We start from the raw sequence: 24,545 nt of genomic DNA, 5'->3' as shown, positions 1-24,545 counted from the left end.
TCAGCCGCCGAACAGGTCGCTAAAACGCTGCTTCAGGGCTTCTTCCTGCTCAAGCGCTTGGGCGATATCAACAGGCATCAGCTCGATGGTGTCGCGGGCGGGGAAGCCTTCCGGCGGCGTAACACCCGGGTGGGCAGGTAGATAACCCTGCTCGCTGACCAACTGCTGACCCTCTTCCGAGAGTACGAAATCGACAAACTTCTGTGCCGCGTCGACGTTCTTGGCACCTGCCATAATGGCGACAGGTTCGGTGACCGCGCTCACACCCTCTTCAGGGAAGACAAACTCGACCGGCGAGCCTTTGGCCGCTTCGCGGATGGGCAGGAAATCCACCACGATGCCGTAAGGCTTGGTGCCCGCTGCCACTGCGTTGAATACCCCGCCGTTACCGCCTTGGGCCTCAGTGCGGTTGTCATGCAAGGCATCGTAATAGCTTTCACCCAGGTCAGGATTTTCACTAATCGCCGCCATGTGAATCAGGGCAGCCCCTGAGTAAAGCGGGCTTGGCATGGTCACTAAGCCTTCATATTCAGGCTTGAGCAGGTCCTGCCAGCTTTGCGGCTGCTCGTCAGCGCCGGTGTTGTACACGATACCGGTGGTGATCAGCTTGGTGCCGTAGTAGAAGCCTTCGGGGTCAAAAAGCTCGGCATCAAAGGCTTCACGATTAGGGCTCAAATACGCCTGAAGCTGGTCTTCCTGCTTTAACGACTCCATGGTCATGCTGTCGGCGATCAGCAGCACATCCGGGTTACTGACCCCGGCGGAAAGCTCGGAGCGCAGGCGGGTCATCAACCGAGTGGTGCCGTCGCGTACCCACTCCACCTCGATATCCGGATAGGCTGCCTGGAAGGCATCGACTGTTTGCTGGGCATCGCTGTTGGGCTGGCTGGTGTAGAGCACGAGCTTGTCGTCGGCAACGGCGTTTGCCGAAAGAGCCAAACTTGCCATCGTGGTGGTAAGAGCAATGGCGGTGCAGAGTGAGCGCTTAAGCATCAGAAAGTCTCCAGTGAGTTGACTCTGCTCACACTACTGTCATCACCTTACAACATCGTGACACTACCCTTTCGTTTGAAGGAGGAGAGCTTTCGTAAGCATCGGAAAGTCTTTCGTTAATAAAAAAGAGGGGAGATGAGAGCAGAATGAAAGGCTTAAACGAGCGTCGCCGGGCGCTGCTTGAGCGGGTGCGCCAGGAGGGGCGCCATTCGCTAGAGGCGCTGGCTGATCAGTTTGGGGTATCCGTACAAACGCTGCGCGGCGATATTCGCTTTCTTGCCGAAAAGGGCATGGTGCTGCGGCGCCACGGCGAGGTACTGCCGTTTCCCGACCGCGAAAATATCGACTACGACCAGCGCCAGATCGTCAACGAAGCTGGAAAACGCCATATTGCCCGCCAGGCCGCTTCATTGATTCAGCCTCATCAGTCGCTGTTTCTAGGCACCGGCACCACCGTTGAGCAGCTGGCTGACGCGCTGCACGACAAACAGGGCCTGCATATCATGACCAATAATCTTCACGCGCTTATCAGGCTATCCGCGCTGGAGTGTGAGCTGGTGGTGGCAGGCGGCCGGGTGCGCCGCCGCGACCAGGACGTGATTGGCGGCGACGCGTGGCGCTTTTTTCAACGCTACCGAGCGGATGTAGGTATTGTTTCGGTAGGCGGCATGGATGCTCACGGCAACCTTTTCGACTATAACGACGATGAGGTCATGGCGCGTGAAGCGCTGTTGGCCAATGCGGCTTTGCGCGTTCTGGTGTTGGATAGCACCAAGTTTGATTTACCGCTGCGCTGTGCGGCGGGGCAACTAGCCGATTATGACGCGGTGATTACCGACGTGGCGCTCCCCGACCGATTGCGCAGCCCTCTTGCCGCACAGGGCGTTAGGTTTTTGATATGAGCAGTTTGATATGAGCAGGTAGTAAGTGGTCGGCGAGGTAGCCGCAGCCGACAGGCGTGGGTATCTATTTGACATTGGCCCTCAGGTAATGACAAATACCCCAAAAATTGGCTTGAGGAGCACGCTGTGGAAAACGGTCAATCAGAAGCGGCCTTACGTTATGAAGCGCTATCCGTCGATACGCTGGCAACGCGGCTGGGTGATGTACACGAAGTCGCCAGCCGTGTTGGTGGCGACCCCGCGAGCTGGGAAATTCGTGAGGTGGGCGATGGCAACCTGAACCTGGTGTTTATCGTGACGGGCCCCACGGGCAGTGTGGTGGTTAAGCAGGCGCTGCCCTATGTTCGTATGGTGGGCGAAAGCTGGCCGCTGCCGCTTTACCGCGCCCATTTTGAGTATTACGCCCTGGTGCGCCAGGCCAAGCGTGCCCCAAACATTGCGCCGGAGGTGTTTTATTTCGATAAGCCCCAGGCCCTGTTTGTGATGGAGTATCTTTACCCGCACACGATCTTGCGCCGTAAGCTGATTAAAGGTGAGCGCGTGGCTCGCTTGGGGGAGACCATCGGCCAGTTTTGTGCGCGCACGGCGTTTCGCGGTTCGGAGCTTTCTCTGCCAAGCCCAGAGAAGAAGCAGGATGTGGGGCTGTTTTCGGGTAACGTGGCGATTCCTGCGATTACCGAATCATTGGTGTTCACCGACCCTTATTACGGCGCCGAGATGAACCACCACACGCCGGAACTTTCGCCAGTGGTGGACGAGCTGCGCCGCAATGTGCGCTTAAAAGCCAGGGTTCAGCGGCTATTGATGAAGTTCACTGCCAACACTGAAACCATGCTCCACGGTGATTTGCACTCGGGCTCGATCATGGCGACCGATACCGACGTGCGCGTGATCGACCCTGAGTTTTCCCAGTACGGGCCGATGGCGTTTGATCTGGGAATGGCCGTGGCCAACTTCCTGATGGCGTACTTTAGTCAGCCTGCCCACAGAAAGGATAACGATCTGGACGCTTATCAGGCGTGGATTCTCGACGTCATCGAGGCGTGCTTCACAAGCTTTGATGCCGAGTTCCGTTATTTATGGCAAACCGAGCGCACCGGCATTCTGTTCCCCAAGGCGCTGTTTGAAGACCAAGGCAACAGCGCGGACGACGCCTGCGATGCGCTGTTGGAGGAAATTCGCCTGGATGCGCTGGCCTACTGCGGTATCGAGATGCACCGCCGGGTGCTGTCACTGGCCCATAATGCGGATTTCGAAGAGATCGAAGACACTGCCCTGCGCGCCCGGCTTGAAGCCCGCAATGTGTTGATGGGCCAGGCGCTTATTATGAATCCTGAGGCGGTTTGTGAAATACCTGCGCTTATTGAACTGGCCCAAGCGTATAACCGTCAGGATGTTCTATAAACAGCACTCTATAAAAGACGTGCTTTAAAAAAGTCGCAAAAAAGCCGCGGGCAGCAGGCCCGCGGCTTTTGAATGGCTGGTTTGCCACTGTCCAGGATTAACGCTCAGGCAGGGTCAGCCAATCAGCCAGTACTACCTCAGCATGGGAGAACTGCGGCATATTTTCACCCAGCGTCTCCATGTTGGTGATGGCGTTATCGTTCAGGAAGTCCTGAGTAATCAGCGTGGGCGGCACGATAACCTGCTGGACGGGCGCTTCACCGGCCATTAATAGCGCTAGCGTACGTACCGAGACTTCACCCACCACGGTTGGGTTGGTGGCAACCGTTGCGGCCCAGGGCGAGCCGGGTTCACGTATGGCGGCAATGTCGGAGGTGGAGATATCGGCGGAATAAATAGCGATATCCTCACCCAGACCCATTTCATCCACGGCTATTTTCACGCCCGCTGCAAACTCATTATAGGGCGCGAAGAACACATCAATCATTGGGTTGGCCTGAATCACCGCGCGGGCCTGATTGGCAACCGAATTGGCGATCGGGTTATCCAGGGTGCCGAATACGGCGGCTTCGGTCACACCTGGGTGAGCCTCTTTAAAATCTTCCCAAGCGGCGTTGCGGCGATCAAGCGGCGCGATACCTGGCACGTAAACATAGCCTGCGGTAAAGCGGTCACCGTTATCCTGTAGCGCCTGGTTAAGCACCAACTCGCCCAGCAGATAATCGGACTGCTCGACTTGCGGGATGGCGGGGTTGTCCACTTCCACATCGAATGCCACAACATCAATGCCCGCCTCTACAGCGCGCTGGGCGGCATCTTTCATGGACTCCGGCAGCCCGTGTTGAATGATGATGCCGTCCACGCCAAGTGCGATGGCCTGGTCCACCATATCTGCCTGCAGGGCCGCATCCTGGCGGCTATCCAGCACGCGCAGGTTCACGCCCAGCGCAGCGGCTTGCGCCTCTACACCCGACAGATAGGCCTGAAAGAAATCGCCCGTGGAGATATAGCGGATAAGCGCGATGGTGACATCTTCCGGCGCATCAAAGGGTGCCGGGCGCTCCTCAGCTGTTGCCAGGCTCGTTCCCAGTAGCACCATGGCGGCGGTAAAACTTACAGCAAAGCGTTTGAGCATACGGTGTTTAAGCATAGCGGTGTCCCGATTGTTAACGTTTTTAGAGTTGATGCGTTTATTAATTAATGACGGTCTGATTGGCCACGCCGTGAGGAGAGGTAAAAGGTGAACATGAGCGCCACCACCAGTACCGCGCCTTTAACAAAATCCTGGGTGTAGTAGGGTGCATTCATCATCGTCATGCCTTGAAGAAGTATCCCCACAAAAAGTGCGCCCATGGCAGTGCCAAATGCATTGGGGCGCGCAGCACCCAGTACGGCAAAGCCAATTAGTGCCGCGGCCACGCTATCCAGCAGCAGGTTATTGCCGCTGGCAATATCGCCCCGACCTAAACGGGCGGCCAGCAAAATACCGCCAATCGAGGCGGTAACGCCAGAAATCATATACGCCGCGATCTTGTAACGCTCCACCGGCGCGCCCACCAGAGCGGTCGCACGCTCATTGGAGCCAATGGCATACATCAGTCTACCGTGACGGGTAAAACCTAAAAACAGCCAAATAGCGACCGCGATCAATACGAACACCACTACCGGCACCGGAATCAAACGCTCCAGAATCAGGTCAAAGCGGTGCCTGCCTAGCCACAGAAACGCCGCCGAGAACGTGCCTTCCGCAGTGGAGCCATCGGCCAGCGACATACCGGTGGCGATAGAGTTGCCCTGGGTAGGAATGCGCTGAAGGCCAATCAGCAAAAACATCATGCCCAGGGTGGCCAGCAGGTCAGGAATGCGGAACTTGACGATCAGCAGGCCGTTAATAAGCCCGATGAAAGCACCCATCAACAGGCACACCGCCACAGCCACGTAGGCTGGCTGTTCGAGGACGACCATACAGTACGCGGCCAGCATCAACGAGGTGGTGGCCACGGCACCAATGGATAGATCAAACCCGCCTACCACCAGCGTGGTGGTCACGCCCAACGCCAGAATGCCGGTAATCGCCACAGACTGAAGTACAAATACCGCCGAACGCGGGTTCGCAAAGCCAGAGGCCGCCAGGCTGAAGTAAACCACCAGCGCTACCAGCAGAAGCAAGAAACCGTAGCGAATGGCTAGCTCCAGGCAGCGGGCTTTCGCGGCGCTAGCGTTAGGCTTTTCCGGAGGCTTGGGCGACGAGGGCGTTGAGGTCGATATCTCGGTTGGATTGCTCACCAGCAATGGCTCCTTCATGTAACACAATAATTCGGTCAGCGATTTCAATCGCCTCGTCTAGTTCAGAGACAAACACCAGCGTGGCGCGCCCTTTGGCGGTTGCTCGGATATGGCGGCCTATATCCTGCCGTGCCCCGATATCTACGCCTTGAAAGGGCTCATCCAGCAGCAACACGCGGCTGGGCGATTGAAGCCAGCGCCCGATCATGACCTTTTGCTGGTTGCCCCCGGAAAGCGTGCCAATCGAATCCGCATGGGATTGGCAGACGATCCCCAGCTGGGCAATCATCTGCTCGGTACTGGCGCGCTGCTGGCGGGCGCTCAAGAAGGCTCCGCGGGTAAAAGCTTTTAAAAACGGCAGCGTCATATTGTCGGCGATATTAAAATCCCCGATCACGCCGTTGGTCGCCCTGTCTTTTACCGACATGAATACGCCCCGGGCAAGCGCTTCGCGTACATTGGCGGGCGCATAGGGCTGCCCATCGACCTGCATGGTACCGCTGCTTAAAGAGCGCAGCCCAAACAGGGTCTCGACAAGCGCCGACATCCCACTGCCCAGCAGGCCGGTAAACGCGACAACTTCGCCATCACCCACGTTCAAACTGACCGGCGCCGCGCCTTGAGTCAGTTCGACATTTTGTAGCGTCAGGATAGGCGCGCCCGGTGTTGCCGGCTCAATATCGGCATTATTGATCGCCTGACCCAGCATGGCATGCACGGCGGCGGTGAGATCCAGCGGCGCTTGATCAAATACGCCGGATATCTGCCCATCGCGCAAGCAGATGATGCGATCCGCCAAGCGCCTGATATCGGACATGCGGTGCGATATATACACAATCGCCACGCCCTGGGCGCGCAAACGGTCGATCACCGTAAACAAGCGCTCGGCCTCAGAGGCGGAGAGTGACGAGGTCGGCTCATCCAGAATCAAAAGTCTGGGGGCGTGGGCCATGGCTCTGGCGATGCTGATCATCTGCCGGTCGGCCACCGAAAGGTCGGCAACGCGGGCGTTCAGATCGATGTCAAGACCCATGGCATCGGCGACTTCGCTTGCCTGCTGGCGGAGCTTTTTAGCGCTGACCCATAAGCCGTGCGCACCGGAGGCTAGTCTATCCAGCATCAGGTTGTTGGCGACGTCCAGGTCGGGGATGACACCGTCATCGATGGATTGATGTACGGTCACCACGCCGTGGTGGATCGCCTCACGCGCATCGCGCGGGCAGTAGGGCATGCCGGCAAGCTGCATCTGGCCGTGGTCGGCTGCGTGGTAGCCGCTAAGTACCTTAACCAGGGTCGACTTGCCTGCCCCATTGGCGCCCATCAATACGACGACTTCGCCAGCATTGATATGCATATCAATGCCACGCAAGACCTGATTGTTGCCAAAGGATTTATGAATCCCCTGGATATCAAGCACGCTCGCTTGCAAGACGTTTCTCCTTGGTAGGCATACGCTGTGAAGGGCGCAAGATCATCGGTAACGGAGGTTGGAAAGTCAATCGCCGTGGCAGGGCATATGGCAAGCACGAAAAGCCTGAGGCCAGCGCAAAAAAGGACGCGGGAATTGAACCCGCGTCCTTTTAGTTACTGCCGATATTTACAGCTGATCAATCCGGTCGAACTTGCCCGCGATATCACTCTCGGTCCAGTGCGGCACCCAGCCTTCCACGTTGTCGAAGAAACGCAGCGCGGTGAATTCAGGCGCGGGTCCCATATCGAACCAGTGGGGGGTATCGGCAGGCACGCTGATCAGGTCGCCCTGGGTGCACAGCACCTGATACACCTTGTCCTCGATATGCAGGCAGAAAAGCCCCTGGCCCTTCACGAAAAAGCGCACTTCGTCCTCAAAGTGGCGGTGCTCGTTTAAAAACTTTTGGCGCATGGCAGCCTTTTCAGGATGCGTAGGCACCATGTGCAGCACATCCACCGTCTGGTAGCCGCCTTGGGTTTTCAAGCGTTCGATGTCGTCCTGGTAGAGCGCCAGAATATCGTCCTGGGTAGCGTCGTCGGCGATCTCGCCCGGCGTTGCCCAGCGCTCAAATAGCACGCCTACACGGTTGAGTTCGGCCTTGATCTGCTCTCCGTCGGTAATATCGACCAGCGCGTTGTTCGGGTCTTGATCGGCAAATACTTTAAGTTGTGACATTAAGGCGCTCTCCGCTAGCTAATACTTGAACTGTTAAAGGCTAAGTTGTTAGAGATTGATCTCATCGAAGCTTGTCACGCAAGCGTGCTGCGTACCAGCCTGAGTACCTTCACGCACCAGTTGTAGCGTTTGCATGCCCGCCTGCTTGGCGGCATCCAGCTCTTCTACCACATCGGATAGAAACAGGATTTCGTCGGCGGGGAGCTGTAGCTTGCTGACAATATGCTGATACGCCAAGGCTTCGCGCTTGTGACCGATATGCGTATCGAAGTAGCCGCTGAACAGCGGCGTTAAATCGCCCTCTGTGCTGTAGCCAAACAGCAGCTTTTGCGCCTGCACGGAGCCTGACGAGTAGACGTAAAGCTGTTTGCCGGCCTCGGCCCACTGACGAAGACGCGGGGCGACATCGCTATACAGATGCCCTTTAAAGGCGCCACGCTGGTAGCCATCGGCCCACATCATGCCCTGAAGTGCTTTGAGCGGCGTGACTTTTTGGTCAGTTTCGATCCAGTAGAGCAGGGTTTCAACGACTTTATCCAGCGAAGCGTCCGGTTCCTTGAGCTCAATGCGTACCGCGTCTATCTGCTCTTCCACATCAGGTTGGGCCGAGTGGGTGTACACGTACTCGGGCAACTGATCATGAGCGTAGGGGAACAGCACCTTATGCACAAAGCTGATATCGGTGGTGGTGCCTTCGATATCGGTGACCACGGCGCGAATGCTGGTGTTATCAAGATCTGGCTTATTAACATCTGGATGATTGATCATTTGGACCACCGGCTCTCTTCAAGGACACAGGCAAGTAAAAACTCAATGGCTTCCAAATGGCGGCGGCACTCGGCAATGCTGCTGCCCACGGCATAAATACCGTGGCCCGCCACCAGAAAGCCCCAGGGCATCGGCCAACCTGCCCGTACGTGGTCGGCCAGCTCGCTCATATCCTGGGAGTTGGGTACCACCGGCAAGTGAATGGTGGCGTCATGCGTGCTATTACCCTGTAGCGCCTTTTGCATTTCAAAGCCGCTTAGCGCAATGCCTTCAGGAAAACGACGCGAAAGGACGGTGCTTGCCACGGTGTGGGTGTGCAGTACGCAGCCGATCTGTTCATCCATCCGATAAAGTGCCGCGTGAAGGTCACTTTCTGCACTGGGTTTACCGCTGCCTTCAAGTACGCGCCCTTCAAGGTTGCAAAGCAATAAGTCATCGGCTTGAATGCGCGTTTTATCACGGCCCGAGGCGGTGACCAGATAACCTTGCGGCACACGGGCAGAAAAATTACCGCCCGTGGCGGGCGTCCAGCCTTGCTGGGCCGCCCAAGAGATCGCTGCTAGCAGTTCGTCTTGTAATATCATCGTAGGGTCAGTATCGCGTCGCTTTCAAAGGCCTTCATTCTATATGATATGCTCCGCGGCTGATAAGCCACGTGCCGTATTCGCTCTTTCCATACGTTCTTTATCGCAGTACTCAAGGAGTCCCTGATGCCTCATCTTCAGTCACGCAGTTTACGGGTGTATGCCGACTCGCTTGAGTATCTGGATCAAACCCGCCTGCCGCAGGCTGAAACGTGGGTGCGCTGTGCAAGCCCAGAAGATTGGCAGGTGGCGGTGAAAAGCCTGGCGATTCGCGGCGCGCCATTAATCGGCCTGAGTGCGGCCTTTGTGTTGGCGCAGTATGCCGCGCAACATCCAGGGCAGGAGAACGAATGGCAGTGGGTAAGTGATCGCTTACGGGCTACGCGCCCCACGGCAGTTAATTTGATGTACTGCCTGGATGCCATGGAGGCCTGTTTTGCTCAAGGACCGGCTGCGCTTGCTGAGCGCGCCGCCATGCTGTTTGAAGAGGACCGCGAGCTGTGTTTGCAGATGGCCGAGCGCGGCGCGGACTTACTGAATGACGGCGAGCGAGTGCTTACTCACTGCAATACCGGCGCCCTGGCGACGGCCGGTGTCGGCACGGCGATTGGCGCGCTGGCGGTCGCTAAAAAGCGCGGCGTAGCGCTGCATGTGTACGTTAACGAAACCCGCCCGCTGCTTCAGGGCGGCCGATTAACCGCCTGGGAAATGGCCGACCTGGATATTCCATATCAACTGATTGCCGACAGCATGGCGGCAAGCCTAATGGCTGCAGGCAAAGTGGATAAAGTAATGGTCGGCGCCGACCGCATCTGCGCCAACGGCGACTTTGCCAACAAAGTGGGCACTTACATGCTGGCAGTGGTCGCCAACTACCATAAGGTGCCGTTCTACGTAGTAGCACCCTACACCACGGTAGACAAGGCCTGCGCCACCGGCGATGACATTCCGATTGAGCAGCGCGACGCCGCAGAAATACGCGGCGCTACCGGGGCATTCGGGGAGGTCGTTTGGGCGCCGGAAAATGCGCCAGTGTGGAACCCGTCTTTTGATGTTACGCCCGCCGCGCTAGTCACCGGCTGGGTGCTGGATACCGGCGTGTTTGATGCGGCTGCTATCGCCCGTGGCGAACACTGTCGGTAAACGGTCTCTGCATTTAAAGCGTGGCATCCGCGTGGGTTTGAATCACCGCTAGAAAGCCTTCGCCGTAATCCTCAAGCTTGCGGGCGCCAACGCCAGAGATAGCGCCGAGTGCCTGCAAGCTATGAGGCTTCTGTTCGGTCATTTCGGCAAGCGTGGCGTCGTGGAAGATAACGTAGGCAGGCACACCCTGGGCTTCGGCAAGCGCTTTGCGGTGCTGGCGCAGGGCTTCCCACAAAGGGCCGTGGCCGGGTGCTGCCGAATTGCTCTTGCTGCCGCGCCGGGCGGTCTTGGTTTTGCTGGGCTTGCGCAGGGTTAGCGGCTGCTCGCCGCGCAGCACCGGCTTGGCGTTTGCTGTTAAGTGAATCCCGCCATGACCTTCCATATCCACGCTTAGAAAGCCGCTGGCAATCAATTGGCGAAACAGCGCCTTCCATTCGTTGGCCGAGAGATCCTTGCCGATGCCAAAGGTGCTGATCTTGTCGTGACCAAAGCGGGTGATGCGCTCGTTGCTTTTACCCAGCAACACATCCACCAAGTAGGTGACGCCGAAGCGCTGCTCGGTGCGGTAGACACACGACAGCGCCTTTTGCGCTGCCACCGTGGCGTCCCAGGTCTCGGGCGGCGTCAGGCAGTTGTCGCAGTTACCGCAAGGCGCATCCAAATGGTCGCCGAAGTAGTGCAAAAGTGCCTGACGGCGGCAACTGATGATTTCGCAAAGCCCCAGCATGGCATCAAGCTTTTGCTGCTCGATACGCTTTTGATGATCATGAGCGCTGGAGTCCTGCTGCATCTGGCGCAGCGTAATCACATCCTGCAGGCCGTAGGACATCCACGCATCGGCAGGCAGGCCATCGCGCCCGGCGCGGCCGGTTTCCTGATAGTAAGCTTCAATGCTCTTGGGCAGATTGAGGTGGGCGACAAAGCGCACGTCCGGCTTGTCGATGCCCATACCAAAGGCGATGGTAGCCACTACCACCACGCCATCTTCGCGCAGAAAACGCGTCTGGTGATGCTGGCGCTGCTCTGCGGGAAGCCCCGCATGATAGGGCAGTGCTGTCAGCCCTTGGCGCTCAAGCCAGGCGGCGGTGTCATCTACCTTGCGCCGGGATAGGCAGTAAACTATCCCGGCTTCGCCGTCGTGGTTGTCGCGGATAAAGCGCAGCAGCTGATCACGGGCGTTACCCTGATTTTCAGCGATATGGTAGCGGATGTTAGGACGATCAAAGCCGCTGTTATAAAGCGCCGCATCTTGAAGCTGCAGATGCTCAACGATATCGCCCCGAGTAGGTACATCGGCGGTAGCGGTGAGCGCGATGCGCGGCACTTGAGGGAAGCGCTGATGCAGCTGGGAGAGCTGGCGATACTCAGGGCGGAAGTCATGGCCCCATTGGGAAACGCAGTGGGCCTCATCAATCGCAAACAGGGCAATCCGGGCCTGTTCCAGAAGCGCCTGCATACGCGGCGTGGCAAGCCGCTCGGGGGCGACGTATAAAAGGTCCAGCTCACCTGAACGCAGGCGATTCTCCACCTCGACCGCCTCATGGTAATCAAGGCTGGAGTTGAGATACGCAGCGCGTACGCCGTTCTGCACGAGTGCCGCCACCTGATCCTGCATTAACGCAATCAGCGGAGAAACCACAATGGCGGTGCCGTCGCGCAACAGCGCAGGAATCTGATAGCACAGCGATTTGCCACCGCCGGTGGGCATCAATACCAGTGCATCGCCACCGGTAACCACATGATCAATAATCGCCTGCTGTGGGCCGCGAAAGCTGTCGTAGCCAAAGACTTCCTGCAGCACCGTGAGGGCCGCCGGGTTGGGTTCGCCGTGCATCCTCGCTCTCCTTTTTGCCGAGCGGGGATTGTCGCACGAAAAGCCGCTTGCCCGTTGGTTAGGGTTTCGTACTAAGCCTAACGAATCCCCGCGCGCAAAAATGACTGCACAAACTGGCGCTGAAAGAGCAGAAAAGCGATCAACAACGGCGCGATGCTGAGCAGCGTTGCCGCGCTGACGGTGGCCCAGTTAACCCCCGTTTCCGGGGCAGAGAATACGCCCAAGCCAACGGTTAACGTGCGGCTTTCCACCGAGTTGGTGACCACCAGCGGCCATAAAAAGTTGTTCCAGTGGTGGCTAATGGAAACCAGCCCATAGGCCAGGTAGGTAGGCTTGGCTAGTGGCACGTAGACCTTCCAGAGAATTTCCAGCCAACTGCAACCTTCTATACGCGCGGCATCTTCAAGCTCGCGGGGAATGGTCTTGAACGTTTGTCGCAGCAGGAAAATCCCAAAGGCGCTGGCCACATAAGGCAGCCCAATACCGGTGATGGTATTGATTAATCCCAACTCGCTGGCGATACGGTAGTTCTCCACGATCAGTACTTCAGGAAAGACAAACAGCTGAATCAGCACCAGCATAAACAGCAGGTTTTTACCCGGAATGGGAAACCGTGCAAAGGCAAAAGCGGCCAGCGTACACACCACAAATTGGCCCAATACCACGCCGGTAACCAAGGCAAAGGTGTTGAAGTAATAGCGGGCGAAGGGCGCTTGGGCCCAAGCGTTAACGAAGTTATCCAGCGTCAGCGGGGCGAATAGATCAAAGCGCACCATAAATTCGCTGGGGTGGAAGGCCGCCCAAAAAGCGTACAGCAGCGGAAAAATCCAAATCACCGCCAATAGCCACGCCGCCAGAGTTTCAAGCGATGGCAGTGATAGTTGGCGAGATCGAGGCGCAGGTTTTTTGGCGCTTGAGTGTATTGTCGTTGAACTCATTGGTAGTGCGTCCTGCGATCTAGTACCGTGAACTTCAGCGTGGCGACCACCGCAAGTACCAGCAGAATCACCACCGTAATGGTGGCCGCTGTGGTGCGATCAAAAAACGAGAAGGCATTTTCGTAGACGTAATACAGCAACAGATTGGTCGCGTTATTGGGGCCGCCCTTGGTCAGAATAAACAGATGATCAACGACGCGTACCGCATTGATTAATGCGTTGATCAGCACAAACAGCGTGGTGGGCATCAATAGTGGAAACGTCACTCGCCAGAAGAAGCTCCAGCGGCTGGTGCCTTCAAGATCGGAGGCTTCTTTAAGCTCAGGAGGAATGCCTTGAAGCGCCGCGAGATAAAAAATCATAAAAAAGCCGGCTTCTTTCCAGACCGACATCACGATCACCGAGCCCAGCGCGACGCTTGGGTCGCCCAGCCAATTCACCCCGGAAAACCCCAGCGCCCCAAGCAGCTTGTTAAAAAGGCCAATTTGCGGAGCGTAGAAAAACATCCAGATATTGGCCGCGGCAATCATGGGCAGAATAGTCGGTGTGAAGTAGGCCATACGCACAAGGCCACGCCCCGGCAGTTTGCCATTAACAAACAGCGCCATACCCAGCGCCAACGCGATAGAGGCGGGGATTGTGCCCAGCGCGTAAATCAGGTTATTGCGCGCTACCTTCCAGAACTTGGCGTCATCGAACAAAAAACGGTAATTCTCAAGCCCGACGAATTCCGGCGGTGCACCGCGAAAGCCGGGCAGAAACAGGCTTTGAATCACGGTAGTAATGGTGGGTAAATACGCAAAAGTGGCTAACAGCACGGCGGCGGGCAGTAACAGCAGTGCACCATACATCTGCATTTTGTGGTGGGCGGTTAATGCCATGGGGAACGGCTACTTATAGGAAACGCCGGGGCGAACCCCGGCGAATGGGTAAGAAAGGGCTTAACGTGCGTAACGCCGCAGTATGGCGTCCGCTTCCTGCTGGGCCTGGTTAAGCGCGGCTTCCGGTTCCATCTGGCCGGTTAACGCTGCCTGAACGGCGTTATCCAGCGTGCGACGAATGCGGCCACCCTGATAGGTGGAAAGCTCGGCAGTACCATATTCCAGCTGGTCGCGGGCAACAGCGGCGGGCGGGAAGCTCTCCACGTATTCGCGCAGCGCGTCAGTCTCGTAAGCGGCGGGGCTAACGCCCATGTAGCCTGTTTCAATCGACCAGTCGGCGGCGCGCTCGGGTGCGGTCATCCAGCGGATAAACGTCATCGCAGCGCGCTGCTCCTCTTCAGAGGCATCTTTAAAGACGTAGAAGTTGCCGCCGCCGGTGGGGCTGCCGCGCTGGGTGTTCATGGGCAGCATGGCGACGCCAAAATCAAAACCGGCTTCATTGCGCACGGCGGTTAGATTGCCGGTGGTATGCCACATCATGGCGGTAGATTGCTCAAGGAAGTTCTGGCGCAGCGTGCCCCATTCGATGGTGCCATCTGGCATGGCGTCATGTTCGGTTGCTAGCGACACCCAGTACTCAAGCGCTTCAACGGCGGCGGGGTCATCAAAATAGACCTCGGTGCCGTCTTCGCTCATCAAGCGGTGGCCGTTCTGAAACGCGAACGCCTGGAACATCCAGTACGGGTAGCCGGTAGACGGCACCATCACGCCCCACTGCTCCCCGTTGGAGGCTTCGCGAATCGTCGCCGCCATCTCGGCCATTTCCTGCCAGTTTTCTGGCGGGGTTTCAGGGTCTAAACCGGCCGCTTCAAAAGCGTCCTTGTTCCAAAACAGCACAATGGTGGAGCGCTGGAAAGGAATGCCGTAGGTGTTGCCATCCAGCTGGCCGTTTTCCATCAAACCGGGGTAGAAACCGTCAAGCCAGTCGCGCTCTTCATCGGTTTCGACCAGATCATCGAACGCCACGATGGCGTCCTGCTCAACCAGTTCGTAAAGATCGATGGAGAACATCACCGATAGCTGCGGTGTATCGCCTGACTCAATTGCCGACATGGTGCGCACGCGGGTGTCGTCGTAGTTGCCGGCGTAGATGGCTTCTACCGAAATGTCGGGATGCTCGCTCTCAAACTCGGCCACTAAGTCATCAATGACGTTAGTCAGCGCGCCGCCCACTGAAACCGGGTAGTACATGGTCAGGTCAACGGTATTCGCGTTGACCTGGGTGGCGCTTAACATGCCAGCCACAAGCGCGGTGGTAGCGAAGGGGATACGCAAACGCATAAAAAGACTCCACGAATATCAGTGTTGGAAAGAGCCCACCGCCGGTGGACGAGAAACGACGCGAGGCGAGTCTGGTAACGCACTTGGCAAAACGCTATCCAGACGTAACCCGTTATTTGCAAACAAGTGGGCGTTTTCTGGCGCCCAATAGAGCCGACAAGTGCCGTCAGTCAGTGCGGGTTTGCCGTTGATGCGTACGCGCAGGCTGTGTGCACCCACCGCCACATGGACAATCGTGTCGGCGCCTAAATACTCCTCGCTAAGTACGGTGGCCAGCACGCCTGGCTTCGACGCCGGGCGCAGCTCAATATCTTCCGGGCGAATGCCTAGCTGACCGCCAACGGCTTCCAGCGGCGCGACCGTGGTGGTTGGCTCGCCGTCGATAACAGCGCCTTGGTCGCCTTTAACAAGTGGCAGCAAGTTCATGGCAGGGCTCCCTATAAAGCTAGCGGCAAAGGCGCTGGCTGGCTGGTTATAAAGCGCGTCAGGCGACCCGTCCTGAACGATGCGGCCGTGCTGCATCAGGATCACGCGGTCTCCCATGCTCATGGCCTCGACCTGATCGTGGGTCACGTAAATCACCGTCATGTTCAGGCGGCTTTGTAGCGCCTTGATTTCGCGGCGCATATCGCTGCGCAGCCGCGCATCCAGGTTGGAGAGCGGCTCATCCATCAAGCAGATCGGGTGTTCAGAAATAATCGAGCGGGCCAGCGCCACCCGCTGGCGTTGGCCGCCAGAGAGTTGGGCAGGTTTACGGTTCAGGTAATCGGTAAGGTCGACAAGCTCAGCCACCTTGGCCAGCCGCTCGCGCTGTTCAGCTTTGGGCACTTTGCGGCTGCGCAGGCCAAACACGATATTGTCGGCAACGCTTAGATGCGGGAACAGCGCATAGGATTGAAACACCATGCTTAAGCCACGGTCACCCGGCGGCAGGCGCGTAACGTCACGCTCACCAATATGGATCTGCCCGTCGCTTGCCTCTTCCAGGCCCGCAATCATGCGCAGCGTGGTCGACTTCCCACAACCTGAAGGGCCCAGCAGAATGACAAACTGGCCGGGCGTCACGTCGAAGGAAATCTCATCGACCGCAGCGGTCGCACCCCACCGCTTGGTGACGCGATCCAAGCGGATTCGCGATTGATTCATAACACACATCACCAGCTGTTGGTTATTGTTGGTCAGCTTGCGTTGAAGGTGTTGCTGTTGTGTGACGTTTATATGGCAAAGTTGTGTCGGGTAATAGTTATATAGCTCTTTTAGCTAAAGATCTCAATGTAGCCCGAGAATAGTGCCGTTCATTGTTGAAGAGCTGATGCTGGCATCGCATAACGCCGGGTCGATTTACCCGCTTTCACCACCTGCCCCGGTACCTCATGGCCGATAAGCTCGGGGAGAGTAGCGGCGACGTTAAGCAGGGCGTCCAGGTCAACACCGGTGTTCACGCCCATGGCTTCGAACATATGCACTAAATCTTCGGTGCATACGTTGCCGGTGGCGCCGGGGGCAAAGGGGCAGCCGCCCAGGCCGCCGAGTGCTGAGTCGAAGCGGGTAATCCCTGCCTGCCAGGCTGCCAGGGCATTGGCCAGGCCCATGCCGCGAGTGTTGTGAACATGTAGGGTAAACGGCGTTTCGGGCCAGCGCTCAAGCACCGCTTCACACAGACGTTTGACCTGAGCTGGGTTGGCCATGCCGGTGGTGTCGCACAGCGTGACACCCTGGATGCCCAGCGCAATCAGCTGTTCAACCAGTTCCAGTACCCGCGCTTCGGGCACTTCGCCTTCAAAAGGGCAGCCGAACGTGGTGGAGAGCGAGGCGTTGATAAACACGCCGCTGCCCTGAGTCACGTCCAAAATAGCCGCAAATTGTTCAAGAGATTGCTCGGGCGTCATGCGCAGGTTAGCAAGGCCATGGCTATCGCTTGCCGACATCACCAGGTTGATCTCATCAACGTTGCAGGCAAGTGCGCGTTCTGCACCTTTTACGTTAGGTACCAGCACGGTGATGTCCACGCCTTCACGGCGCTGAATGCCGGTAACAACGTCGGCGGCATCGCGCAGGTTGGGAATCGCCTTGGGGGAAGTAAACGACGTCGCTTCGATGCGCTTGAGGCCTGTCGTGGAGAGTGCGTCAATCCAGCGGATTTTGTCCTGTGTGGGTACAAAACGCGCTTCAATTTGCAGGCCGTCACGGGGGGCGACTTCATTGATTTCGATTCTCAAAGGGCAGGGTGATAACTGGCTCATAACAAACTCCTTAAATGATGCCTGCTTGGCGCAGTTTGGTGCGGGTTTCTTGATCGATACCCAGCTCGTCCAGTACGTCGTCGGTGTGTTGACCAAGCTTCGGGCCGCCATTGCCCAAGCGCCCGGGCGTGGCGCTTAGCTTGGGCAGTACGCCGGGCACTTTGAGCGGCTGGCCGTTGGGGCGGGTAAAGGTTTGGATCATCTCTCGCGCCAGGTAGTGAGGATCAAAGGCGATATCTTCAGCGGTGTAGGGATAGCCGGCGGGCACCCGGGCATCGTCCAGGGCCTGTAGAATGGCATCGCGCGGGCGTTCTAGCGTCCAGGCTTCAATGGCTGCATCGATCATGGCGGCTTGCTGGCTGCGCCCATCGTTATGGGCAAGTGCTGGGTCGCTTCCTAAATCCTCGCGGCCAATCACGTCCATCAAGCGTTTAAAGATGCTGTCGCCATTGCCGGCGATAAGCACGTAGTCGCCGTTCAGGCAGCGGTAGGCGTTTGAAGGCGTAATGCCGGGAAGGGCGCTGCCGCTGGGCTCGCGGACCTGGCCGCTGGCATCAAATTCCGGCAGCAGGCTTTCCATCATGGCAAATACTGATTCATACAGCGCGACATCAATTTCCTGGCCCAGGCCGCTGCGGTTTCGCTCTTGAAGGGCCAGCAAGGTGCCGATCACCGCGTAAAGGGCGGAAAGTGAGTCGCCGATGCTCACGCCCACCCGCACGGAGGGTTCGTCCGGCTGGCCGGTAAGGTAGCGCAGCCCGCCCATTGCTTCGCCAATTACGCCAAAGCCGGGCTTGTCGCGGTAGGGGCCGGTCTGCCCGTAACCTGAGATATGCACCATGATCAGCCGTGGGTTGAGGGCTGATAACGCTTCCCAACCCAGCCCCCAACTTTCAAGCGTGCCGGGGCGAAAATTCTCCACGACAACGTCTGCCTCGGCAGCAAGTTGGCGTACCAGGGCCTGGCCCTCTTCGCTGCGTAAATCCAGCGCCACCGAGCGCTTGTTGCGGGTTTGCACGTGCCACCAGAGCGAGGTGCCGTCTTCAATCATTCGCCATTTGCGAAGTGGGTCACCGGTGCCGGGCGGCTCAATCTTGATCACGTCAGCGCCAAATTCACCCAGCAGTTTGGTGGCGAAAGGACCGGCAATCAGCTGGCCTAGCTCAAGTACTTTTAGGTCCTGCAAGGGAAGCTTGCGCGCTTCAGGAGCATTCATTAAGGCTCTCCTCTACTTGTCGTTATTCGTAGTGAGCGCCAGCATGGGGCAGCCGTTTTGGGTCGACAATTAGGCAATGGGTAACAAAGGGTTCGTGGCTGGCGAAGGTATGCGTTAGCATAAGCAGACTGTTGGTTAAGAGATGTGATCATGCGCCGCTTCGACTTTGTCACCCTCAAGCTGTTTATTTCTGTGGCAGATGAAGGACGCCTGACGGCAGCGGCCGAACGTGAGCATTTAGCGCTTGCTGCGGTGAGTAAGCGGATTAGCGACCTTGAGGCGCTGGTCGGGACGACGTTGCTTTATCGCCGCCCCAGAGGCGTTGAGCTAACCCCCGCTGGGCAAGCGTTTCTGCACCACGCTCGACGCATTATGGATAATATCGAGCGCCTGGAAGCGGAGCTAAGTGAATATGGCGAAGGGGTGCGCGGCCATGTGCGCATCCACTCCAACACCTCGGCCATTATTGCGTTTCTTCCCCAGGATCTCAGCACTTTCTCTCACCACTATCCCGATATTAAAATCGACCTGCAGGAGCGGGTGAGTAGTGAAATTGTGGCCGCCGTGCGCGATGGATTGACCGATATCGGCATCTTCGCGGGGCATGTCGCGGCACCTGACCTCCAACAGCTTTCGTACCGGAATGACCGGCTGGTATTGGTAACGCCTGGCAATCACCCGCTGGCGGCGCGTGAAAGTATTGCCTTCAATGAGGCGCTCGACTTCGATTTTATCGGCCTCCAGCAGGATGCCTCGCTGCAAGCACTACTGCATGAACAAGCCAATATTGCTGGCAAGGCGTTACGGATGCGCATTCAGGTGCGTAGCTTCGATGCCATTTGCCGCATGATTCATCACGGGATGGGCGTGGGCATACTGCCTGAAAAGACCATCTATCGTGAATTGGGCGATCTGGAGTTGAACAGTATTCCGCTTAGCGACCCCTGGGCGCAGCGCGAACTGGTGATCGGTATGCGCCGCTACGCCACCCTACCGGCCACTGCCCGTCATTTAGTCGATCATCTGGTTAAGGCTGAAACGACGTCTTCTTAAAGGCTACGCGTCCCCTTTCGGGTTCGCGTTTGGAGAAAGCTCATTAACATTCTGAGCCCTCCCTTATCGGCTAGCCCTGAACAAACCTGGCTAACGACTGCCGGTGCTTCTCCATCTTTAGTCGTATGCTGTTTTACGAGAGCCCTCAAACGCCCGCTGTCATGGAGTCTCCAGCCATCGTATTTTGCGAAGTCAGCCTTCTCGAACGTCGATTTGAGCGTATCGGCGGCTTGTTTCAAGATCGATAGAACAACATCGCACCATTCTGCCTATAACGACAAATTGAGAGAGTACATCTCATGCAAAAATCACTACTTGCCACGCTCACTGCAGTAGGCATTTTAGCGGTTGCTCCCTTCGCGCTGGCCAACCCGATTGAAATTCAAGTTAACAACACCATGAGTGAAGGCGGCTCTGAAAGTGCTGCGGTTGAACGCTTTGCGGAGTACCTGGAAGAGCAGGCGCCGGGGCGTTTCAACGTGCGGCCTTTTCTCGCGGGTTCCCTGGGCGGTGAAGATTCCGTACTGGAGCTGCTCAACCTGGGCCAGACCCAGCTTTCACTCACCGGTGGCAACTGGCGCTAGCAATATGCGCCGGAGTACGACGCCATTACCGTGCCCTTCCTGTTCACGACCTGGGATGAGGTAGACAGCTATATCGATAGCCCATCGGGCCAGACGCTGATCGAACAGGCAGAACAGCAGGGCGGCCTTAAGTTTCTGGGTGTTCAGCACCGTGGCCCACGTCATATGACCGCCAATAAAGAAATCCATACGCCAGAAGATTTGCAAGGCTTCCGGCTACGCCTGCCGTCACTGCCGATCTGGCTAGAGGTCTGGGAGGAACTGGGCGCGCAGGTAGTGAACGTGCCCGCGCCGGAAATCTATCTCGCCATGCAGACCCGCCAGGTTGATGGCCACGAAAACTCCCTCTCTTCGCCCTACACGCGGCGCTTGTGGGAAGTGCAGGACTATCTCATTACCACCAGCCACGTGCAATTCCCCTGGAGCTGGGTTGCCAGCGCGCGTTGGTGGGACGGCTTGGAGGAAGAGGATCAGGCGCTGATTTCTGAGGCGGTTGATGTCGCTCGTGCCTACGGCACCGAGCAGGAGCTCGAACTGGATGATTTTTATCTGGATGCCCTTCAGGAAGAGGGTATGACGGTTGTCCAGCCGGATACTGAAGCCTTCCGTGAAGCGGCCATGCCCGCCATTGATCGTGTGCTGTCAGAAATGGCCGACGGTGTACGCGACGACGCTATCAGCGCGAGCCAAGCAAGCGACTGATCATCACCAGGTGGCGGCATGATGATGCCGCCACCGTCTTAGGTAAGGAGTTATCTTGTGGATGGAGCACTGCCACCCGCAAACGGAGCCGATCGTTTGGCTTTTTATACCCTGCGCTATGTCACCCGCCTATGCGATGCCGTGGGTGTAGCGCTATTAGTCGGCATTTTAGGCTTGATCGTGGCCGCCGTGGTTGCCCGCGATTTGCTCAACTGGGGCATGCCCTGGAGCGAGGAAGTCGTCTCGCTGCTGGCTATTTACGCCATTGGTTTTGGCTCGATCTCCGCTTGGGTGCGCAGCGACCATCTGGTCGTGGACCTGTTTAGTCACCGGCTGAGTGCGCTGGGTCATCAGGTGCAGTATCGGCTGACGGCCATTATCTCCGTCGGTTTTTTCGTGCTGGCGAGCTGGGGCGCCTGGATCATGTCCGATATGAGCGCCAACAATAAAACGGTCTCGTTGAGTATCAGCTTCTCCTATCTCTATTACGGCTTGTTATTCAGTTTTGTTGCCATGGCGCTGATCGCCACTTGGCAAACCTTACGTGGCCCCGTCACGTGGTTGAATAAACCTGCCCACGAGGAGATAACGCCATGATGGAACTTGCGATATTCGTCGGCGGGTTGCTGCTGTTAATGATGATTGGCCTGCCCGTGGTGGTGTCGATTGGGGTTACCTCGTTTATTGCGCTGGCGGTAACCGGGGCCGGCGGTTTGCCGGTCGAGCTGCTTTCACTACGCATGGTGCAAACGCTTAATAATTTCACCTTGATGGCGATTCCGCTGTTTATCCTGGCGGCCAATATCATGAACTTGGGGTCGACCACCACCCGGATATTTGATTTTGCGACGGCTTTGGTGGGCTTTACCAAAGGCGGGCTGGGTCACGCCAACGTAGTGGCGAGTTCTATCTTTGCCACCATGTCCGGCACGGCGGTGGCCGATGCCGCGGGGCTTGGCAGTATCGAAATCAAGGCGATGAAAGAGCGCGGCTATGCCTTGGACTATACGACTGGAATTACCGCAGCTTCGAGTGTAGTCGGCCCGATTTTACCGCCTAGTATCGCGCTGGTGGTTTACGGCTGGCTCGCCAATGTAAGCATCGGTGGGCTCTTTATGGCGGGACTCGTGCCGGGTATTTTGATGGCGCTGCTGCTTATGGGCATGACCGTTTTACTCGGCGCTACGGGAAAAGTCGTGATGCCTGCTCCCGTGCCGTTTGATGCAGCTGAAGTCGTACGAACCGGTAAGCGGGCTATTTTACCCTTGATGATGCCTGCAATCATCGTTGGCGGTATTTGGGGCGGCTTCTTCACGCCGACAGAAGCCGGCGCGATTGCCTCGCTGTATGCGGTAATACTGGGTGGGGTGATCTATCGCGACTTGAGTTTGAAAAGCCTGTACGATGCGTTTCGGCGTACGCTGATGTTCAGCGCGGTCATTCTGCTGATCATTGCGGTATCAAGCTTTTATGGCTGGATTCTGGTGCGTATGGGCATTCCCCAAGCGCTGGCTGGTCAAGTGGCCAGTATCGATATGCCCACTATTGCGCTGCTGATATGCTTTGCGCTGTTCTTCCTGCTGATCGGCTGCTTTATGTCGGTGATTGAAAGCATCCTGATCTTTACCCCCATTGTGGTGCCTGCCGCGTTGAGTGCAGGCTTGGACCCGATACATTTCGGTATCGTGATGGTGATTACCCTCTCGGTCGGGGTCATTACGCCGCCGTTCGGCACGGTGCTGTTCATGATGGTAGGCATTACCCGGCTGCGTTACGGCCAGGTGGTTAAGGCAGTACTGCCGTTTTTGCTGCCGATTATGGCGGCCATTCTACTATTGATTGCTGTGCCGGGATTGGCCACTTGGCTGCCTGGCGTGATGGGGTATTGATATAAAAATTGCCTCGCTGGTTTAACCAGCGAGGCAATCGTATGAACAGGCAGGCTGTTAGCCTTCCCGCTTGCCATCCACCAAGCGCGAAACCTTAAAAGGATTATCGTCGCGCAAGGCTTCAGGCAGTAAGCCAGCAGGCAGGTCCTGATAGCAAACGGGGCGCAGGAAGCGATAAATCGCGGCGCTGCCGACAGACGTGGTGCGGCTGTCGGACGTTGCCGGGAACGGTCCGCCATGCACCATCGCGTGACCCACTTCAACCCCGGTCGGCCAGCCATTGGCCAAGAGTCGGCCGGCGCGCTGCTCAAGCGTGGGCAGAAGTGATTGTGCGGCCTCCAGGTCGCCATCGTCCATTTGCAGGGTAATCGTCAGCTGACCTTCGAGCTGGTCGGCAACACGCTGCATCTCCTGCGCGTCAGCGCACTCAATGACCAGCGAGGCAGCGCCGAAGATTTCGCCCTGAAGCGCGTCATCGTTAAGGAAGTCCTGAGCGCTGGCTACAAATAGCCCCGGTTGACAGCTATACGGGCCGCTACCTGACTGACCACGGGCTACTTCCTTGACGCTTGGCTGGCCCGAAAGGGCGGAGACACCGCTTTGATACGCCTCATGGATGCCGGGCGTCAGCATCGTTTGGGCGCCGCTGGCTTTAACGGCTTCCTCTGCGGTAGTGATAAACGCATCCAGGTCAGCGCCTTTAAGGCCAATGACCAGACCAGGGTTGGTGCAGAACTGACCCGCACCCATGTTCAGCGAAGCGACAAAACCTTCGGCAATCTTGTTGCCGCGCGCTTGCAGTGCCTCGGGGAACAGAAATACCGGGTTGATGCTGCTCATCTCGGCATAAACGGGAATCGGCTCGGGACGCGCCTGGGCAGTCGCCATCAAGGCCATGCCGCCGCTGCGTGAGCCGGTAAAACCAACCGCTTTAATACGCGGGTCTGAGACCAGCGCTTGGCCAATATCGCGACCTGAGCCGAACAGCAGCGAAAATACTCCCTCGGGCATGTTGCACCTGGCCGCGGCGCGTTGAATAGCGCGGCCTACCAGCTCAGAAGTGCCGGGGTGGGCAGAGTGGCCCTTGACCACCACCGGGCAGCCTGCTGCCAGCGCCGAGGCGGTATCGCCCCCTGCTACGCTGAAGGCCAGCGGAAAGTTGCTGGCGCCGAACACGGCCACGGGGCCAAGCGGAATATGGCGCTGACGTAAGTCGGCGCGCGGCATGGGTTGGCGATCAGGCTGGGCCGGGTCGTGGCGTAAATCCAGCCATTCGCCCGCACGTACTACCGAGGCGAACAGCCGCAGCTGGCCGCAGGTCCGGCCTCGCTCGCCTTCAAGGCGCGCTTCAGGCAGGCCCGTTTCGGCCACGCCGCGCTGGGTCAGGTCAGCACCAATGGCCTCAATTTCTTCGGCAATGGTTTCCAGGAAGTGAGCGCGCGCTTCAAGTGACGTTTCGCGGTATTGATCAAATGCCGCTTCGGCAAGCTGGCAGGCTTTTTCAACCTCGGCGCGGCTACCACCGGGGTAGCGCGGCTCCAGTGTCTCGCCGGTGGCCGGGTTAACGGCAACAATATCGGCTTGAGTACCGGTGACGGCCTGTTGACCGATAAGCAGTGTACCTTGCAGTGTCATAAA

General features: G+C 57.6%; 21 protein-coding genes and 1 pseudogene. 7 read left to right on the top strand and 15 right to left on the bottom strand.

Translation table 11 applies throughout. The annotated features are described in order from the left end of the window. Positions 1–993 carry an ABC transporter substrate-binding protein gene (locus ACT3TY_RS00305; RefSeq protein ID WP_193054249.1) on the bottom strand — a complete coding sequence of 331 codons (993 nt, stop codon included), beginning with the start codon at positions 991–993 and terminating at the stop codon, positions 1–3. Positions 994–1,139: 146 nt separating this feature from the next. On the opposite strand from ACT3TY_RS00305, the gene ACT3TY_RS00300 reads away from it, so the two are divergent. Further along, entirely contained in the window at positions 1,140–1,895 is a 756-nt protein-coding gene (locus ACT3TY_RS00300; protein ID WP_444627054.1) for a DeoR/GlpR family DNA-binding transcription regulator, read from the top strand. A 126-nt stretch (positions 1,896–2,021) separates the two neighbouring features. Next, positions 2,022–3,299, top strand: coding sequence for an S-methyl-5-thioribose kinase (gene mtnK / locus ACT3TY_RS00295; protein ID WP_444627053.1), 1,278 nt, complete (start codon positions 2,022–2,024; stop codon positions 3,297–3,299). Positions 3,300–3,396: 97 nt separating this feature from the next. On the opposite strand, the gene ACT3TY_RS00290 is transcribed toward mtnK, so the two are convergent. The 6 genes from ACT3TY_RS00290 to mtnB form a co-directional block, all read right to left on the bottom strand. Next, positions 3,397–4,449 (bottom strand): substrate-binding domain-containing protein, encoded by a 1,053-nt coding sequence (locus tag ACT3TY_RS00290; protein WP_444627052.1) that lies wholly within the window; start codon positions 4,447–4,449, stop codon positions 3,397–3,399. Between the two features lie 47 nt (positions 4,450–4,496). Next, on the bottom strand, positions 4,497–5,585 hold the full coding sequence (locus ACT3TY_RS00285; protein WP_444627051.1) for an ABC transporter permease: 1,089 nt from the start codon (positions 5,583–5,585) through the stop codon (positions 4,497–4,499). After that, a complete protein-coding gene (locus tag ACT3TY_RS00280; RefSeq protein ID WP_444627050.1) occupies positions 5,521–7,014 on the bottom strand; it encodes a sugar ABC transporter ATP-binding protein in 1,494 nt (497 codons plus the stop codon). Before ACT3TY_RS00280 ends, ACT3TY_RS00285 begins: the two co-directional genes overlap by 65 nt. Positions 7,015–7,182: 168 nt before the next feature. Then, positions 7,183–7,731 (bottom strand): 1,2-dihydroxy-3-keto-5-methylthiopentene dioxygenase, encoded by a 549-nt coding sequence (locus ACT3TY_RS00275; RefSeq protein ID WP_444627049.1) that lies wholly within the window; start codon positions 7,729–7,731, stop codon positions 7,183–7,185. Positions 7,732–7,779: 48 nt separating this feature from the next. Beyond that, positions 7,780–8,499 carry an acireductone synthase gene (gene mtnC, locus ACT3TY_RS00270; protein WP_444627048.1) on the bottom strand — a complete coding sequence of 240 codons (720 nt, stop codon included), beginning with the start codon at positions 8,497–8,499 and terminating at the stop codon, positions 7,780–7,782. Then, entirely contained in the window at positions 8,496–9,083 is a 588-nt protein-coding gene (gene mtnB / locus ACT3TY_RS00265) for a methylthioribulose 1-phosphate dehydratase (protein ID WP_444627047.1), read from the bottom strand. Before mtnB ends, mtnC begins: the two co-directional genes overlap by 4 nt. 126 nt (positions 9,084–9,209) lie before the next feature. On the opposite strand from mtnB, the gene mtnA reads away from it, so the two are divergent. Then, on the top strand, positions 9,210–10,226 hold the full coding sequence (gene mtnA, locus ACT3TY_RS00260) for an S-methyl-5-thioribose-1-phosphate isomerase (RefSeq protein WP_444627046.1): 1,017 nt from the start codon (positions 9,210–9,212) through the stop codon (positions 10,224–10,226). A 13-nt stretch (positions 10,227–10,239) separates the two neighbouring features. Here the strand turns inward: mtnA and recQ are convergent, their stop codons facing one another. From recQ to ACT3TY_RS00225, 7 genes are all read right to left on the bottom strand, one after another. Further along, positions 10,240–12,060 carry a DNA helicase RecQ gene (recQ, locus tag ACT3TY_RS00255; protein ID WP_444627045.1) on the bottom strand — a complete coding sequence of 607 codons (1,821 nt, stop codon included), beginning with the start codon at positions 12,058–12,060 and terminating at the stop codon, positions 10,240–10,242. Positions 12,061–12,137: 77 nt separating this feature from the next. Then, positions 12,138–12,998, bottom strand: coding sequence for a carbohydrate ABC transporter permease (locus tag ACT3TY_RS00250; RefSeq protein ID WP_444627044.1), 861 nt, complete (start codon positions 12,996–12,998; stop codon positions 12,138–12,140). After that, positions 12,995–13,879 (bottom strand): carbohydrate ABC transporter permease, encoded by an 885-nt coding sequence (locus tag ACT3TY_RS00245; protein WP_444627043.1) that lies wholly within the window; start codon positions 13,877–13,879, stop codon positions 12,995–12,997. Before ACT3TY_RS00245 ends, ACT3TY_RS00250 begins: the two co-directional genes overlap by 4 nt. A gap of 60 nt (positions 13,880–13,939) precedes the next feature. Further along, positions 13,940–15,220: an ABC transporter substrate-binding protein gene (locus ACT3TY_RS00240; protein WP_193054264.1), complete on the bottom strand. Its 1,281-nt coding sequence runs from the start codon at positions 15,218–15,220 to the stop codon at positions 13,940–13,942. An 18-nt stretch (positions 15,221–15,238) separates the two neighbouring features. Beyond that, complete coding sequence (locus ACT3TY_RS00235; RefSeq protein ID WP_444627042.1) at positions 15,239–16,366, bottom strand: ABC transporter ATP-binding protein; 1,128 nt, start codon at positions 16,364–16,366, stop codon at positions 15,239–15,241. Between the two features lie 149 nt (positions 16,367–16,515). Further along, positions 16,516–17,463: a hydroxymethylglutaryl-CoA lyase gene (locus ACT3TY_RS00230; protein WP_441677536.1), complete on the bottom strand. Its 948-nt coding sequence runs from the start codon at positions 17,461–17,463 to the stop codon at positions 16,516–16,518. Between the two features lie 10 nt (positions 17,464–17,473). Then, positions 17,474–18,679, bottom strand: a complete 1,206-nt coding sequence (locus ACT3TY_RS00225; RefSeq protein WP_444627041.1) for a CaiB/BaiF CoA transferase family protein — start codon at positions 18,677–18,679, stop codon at positions 17,474–17,476. Positions 18,680–18,829: 150 nt separating this feature from the next. On the opposite strand from ACT3TY_RS00225, the gene ACT3TY_RS00220 reads away from it, so the two are divergent. From ACT3TY_RS00220 to ACT3TY_RS00205, 4 genes and pseudogenes are all read left to right on the top strand, one after another. Further along, on the top strand, positions 18,830–19,732 hold the full coding sequence (locus tag ACT3TY_RS00220; protein ID WP_192527892.1) for a LysR substrate-binding domain-containing protein: 903 nt from the start codon (positions 18,830–18,832) through the stop codon (positions 19,730–19,732). A 299-nt stretch (positions 19,733–20,031) separates the two neighbouring features. Beyond that, positions 20,032–21,018 (top strand): annotated as a pseudogene (locus tag ACT3TY_RS00215) (TRAP transporter substrate-binding protein). A 57-nt stretch (positions 21,019–21,075) separates the two neighbouring features. Then, a complete protein-coding gene (locus tag ACT3TY_RS00210) occupies positions 21,076–21,615 on the top strand; it encodes a TRAP transporter small permease (RefSeq protein ID WP_087111113.1) in 540 nt (179 codons plus the stop codon). After that, complete coding sequence (locus ACT3TY_RS00205; protein ID WP_444627040.1) at positions 21,612–22,907, top strand: TRAP transporter large permease; 1,296 nt, start codon at positions 21,612–21,614, stop codon at positions 22,905–22,907. The genes ACT3TY_RS00210 and ACT3TY_RS00205 overlap by 4 nt, the downstream gene beginning before the upstream one ends. A gap of 57 nt (positions 22,908–22,964) precedes the next feature. On the opposite strand, the gene ACT3TY_RS00200 is transcribed toward ACT3TY_RS00205, so the two are convergent. Then, positions 22,965–24,542: an aldehyde dehydrogenase (NADP(+)) gene (locus ACT3TY_RS00200; protein WP_444627039.1), complete on the bottom strand. Its 1,578-nt coding sequence runs from the start codon at positions 24,540–24,542 to the stop codon at positions 22,965–22,967. Positions 24,543–24,545: the final 3 nt, after the last annotated feature.

The organism is Halomonas sp. AOP22-C1-8 (assembly GCF_052378905.1).
Lineage (GTDB): Bacteria > Pseudomonadota > Gammaproteobacteria > Pseudomonadales > Halomonadaceae > Vreelandella > Vreelandella citrativorans.
This window is presented reverse-complemented; position numbering and strand designations above follow the sequence as displayed.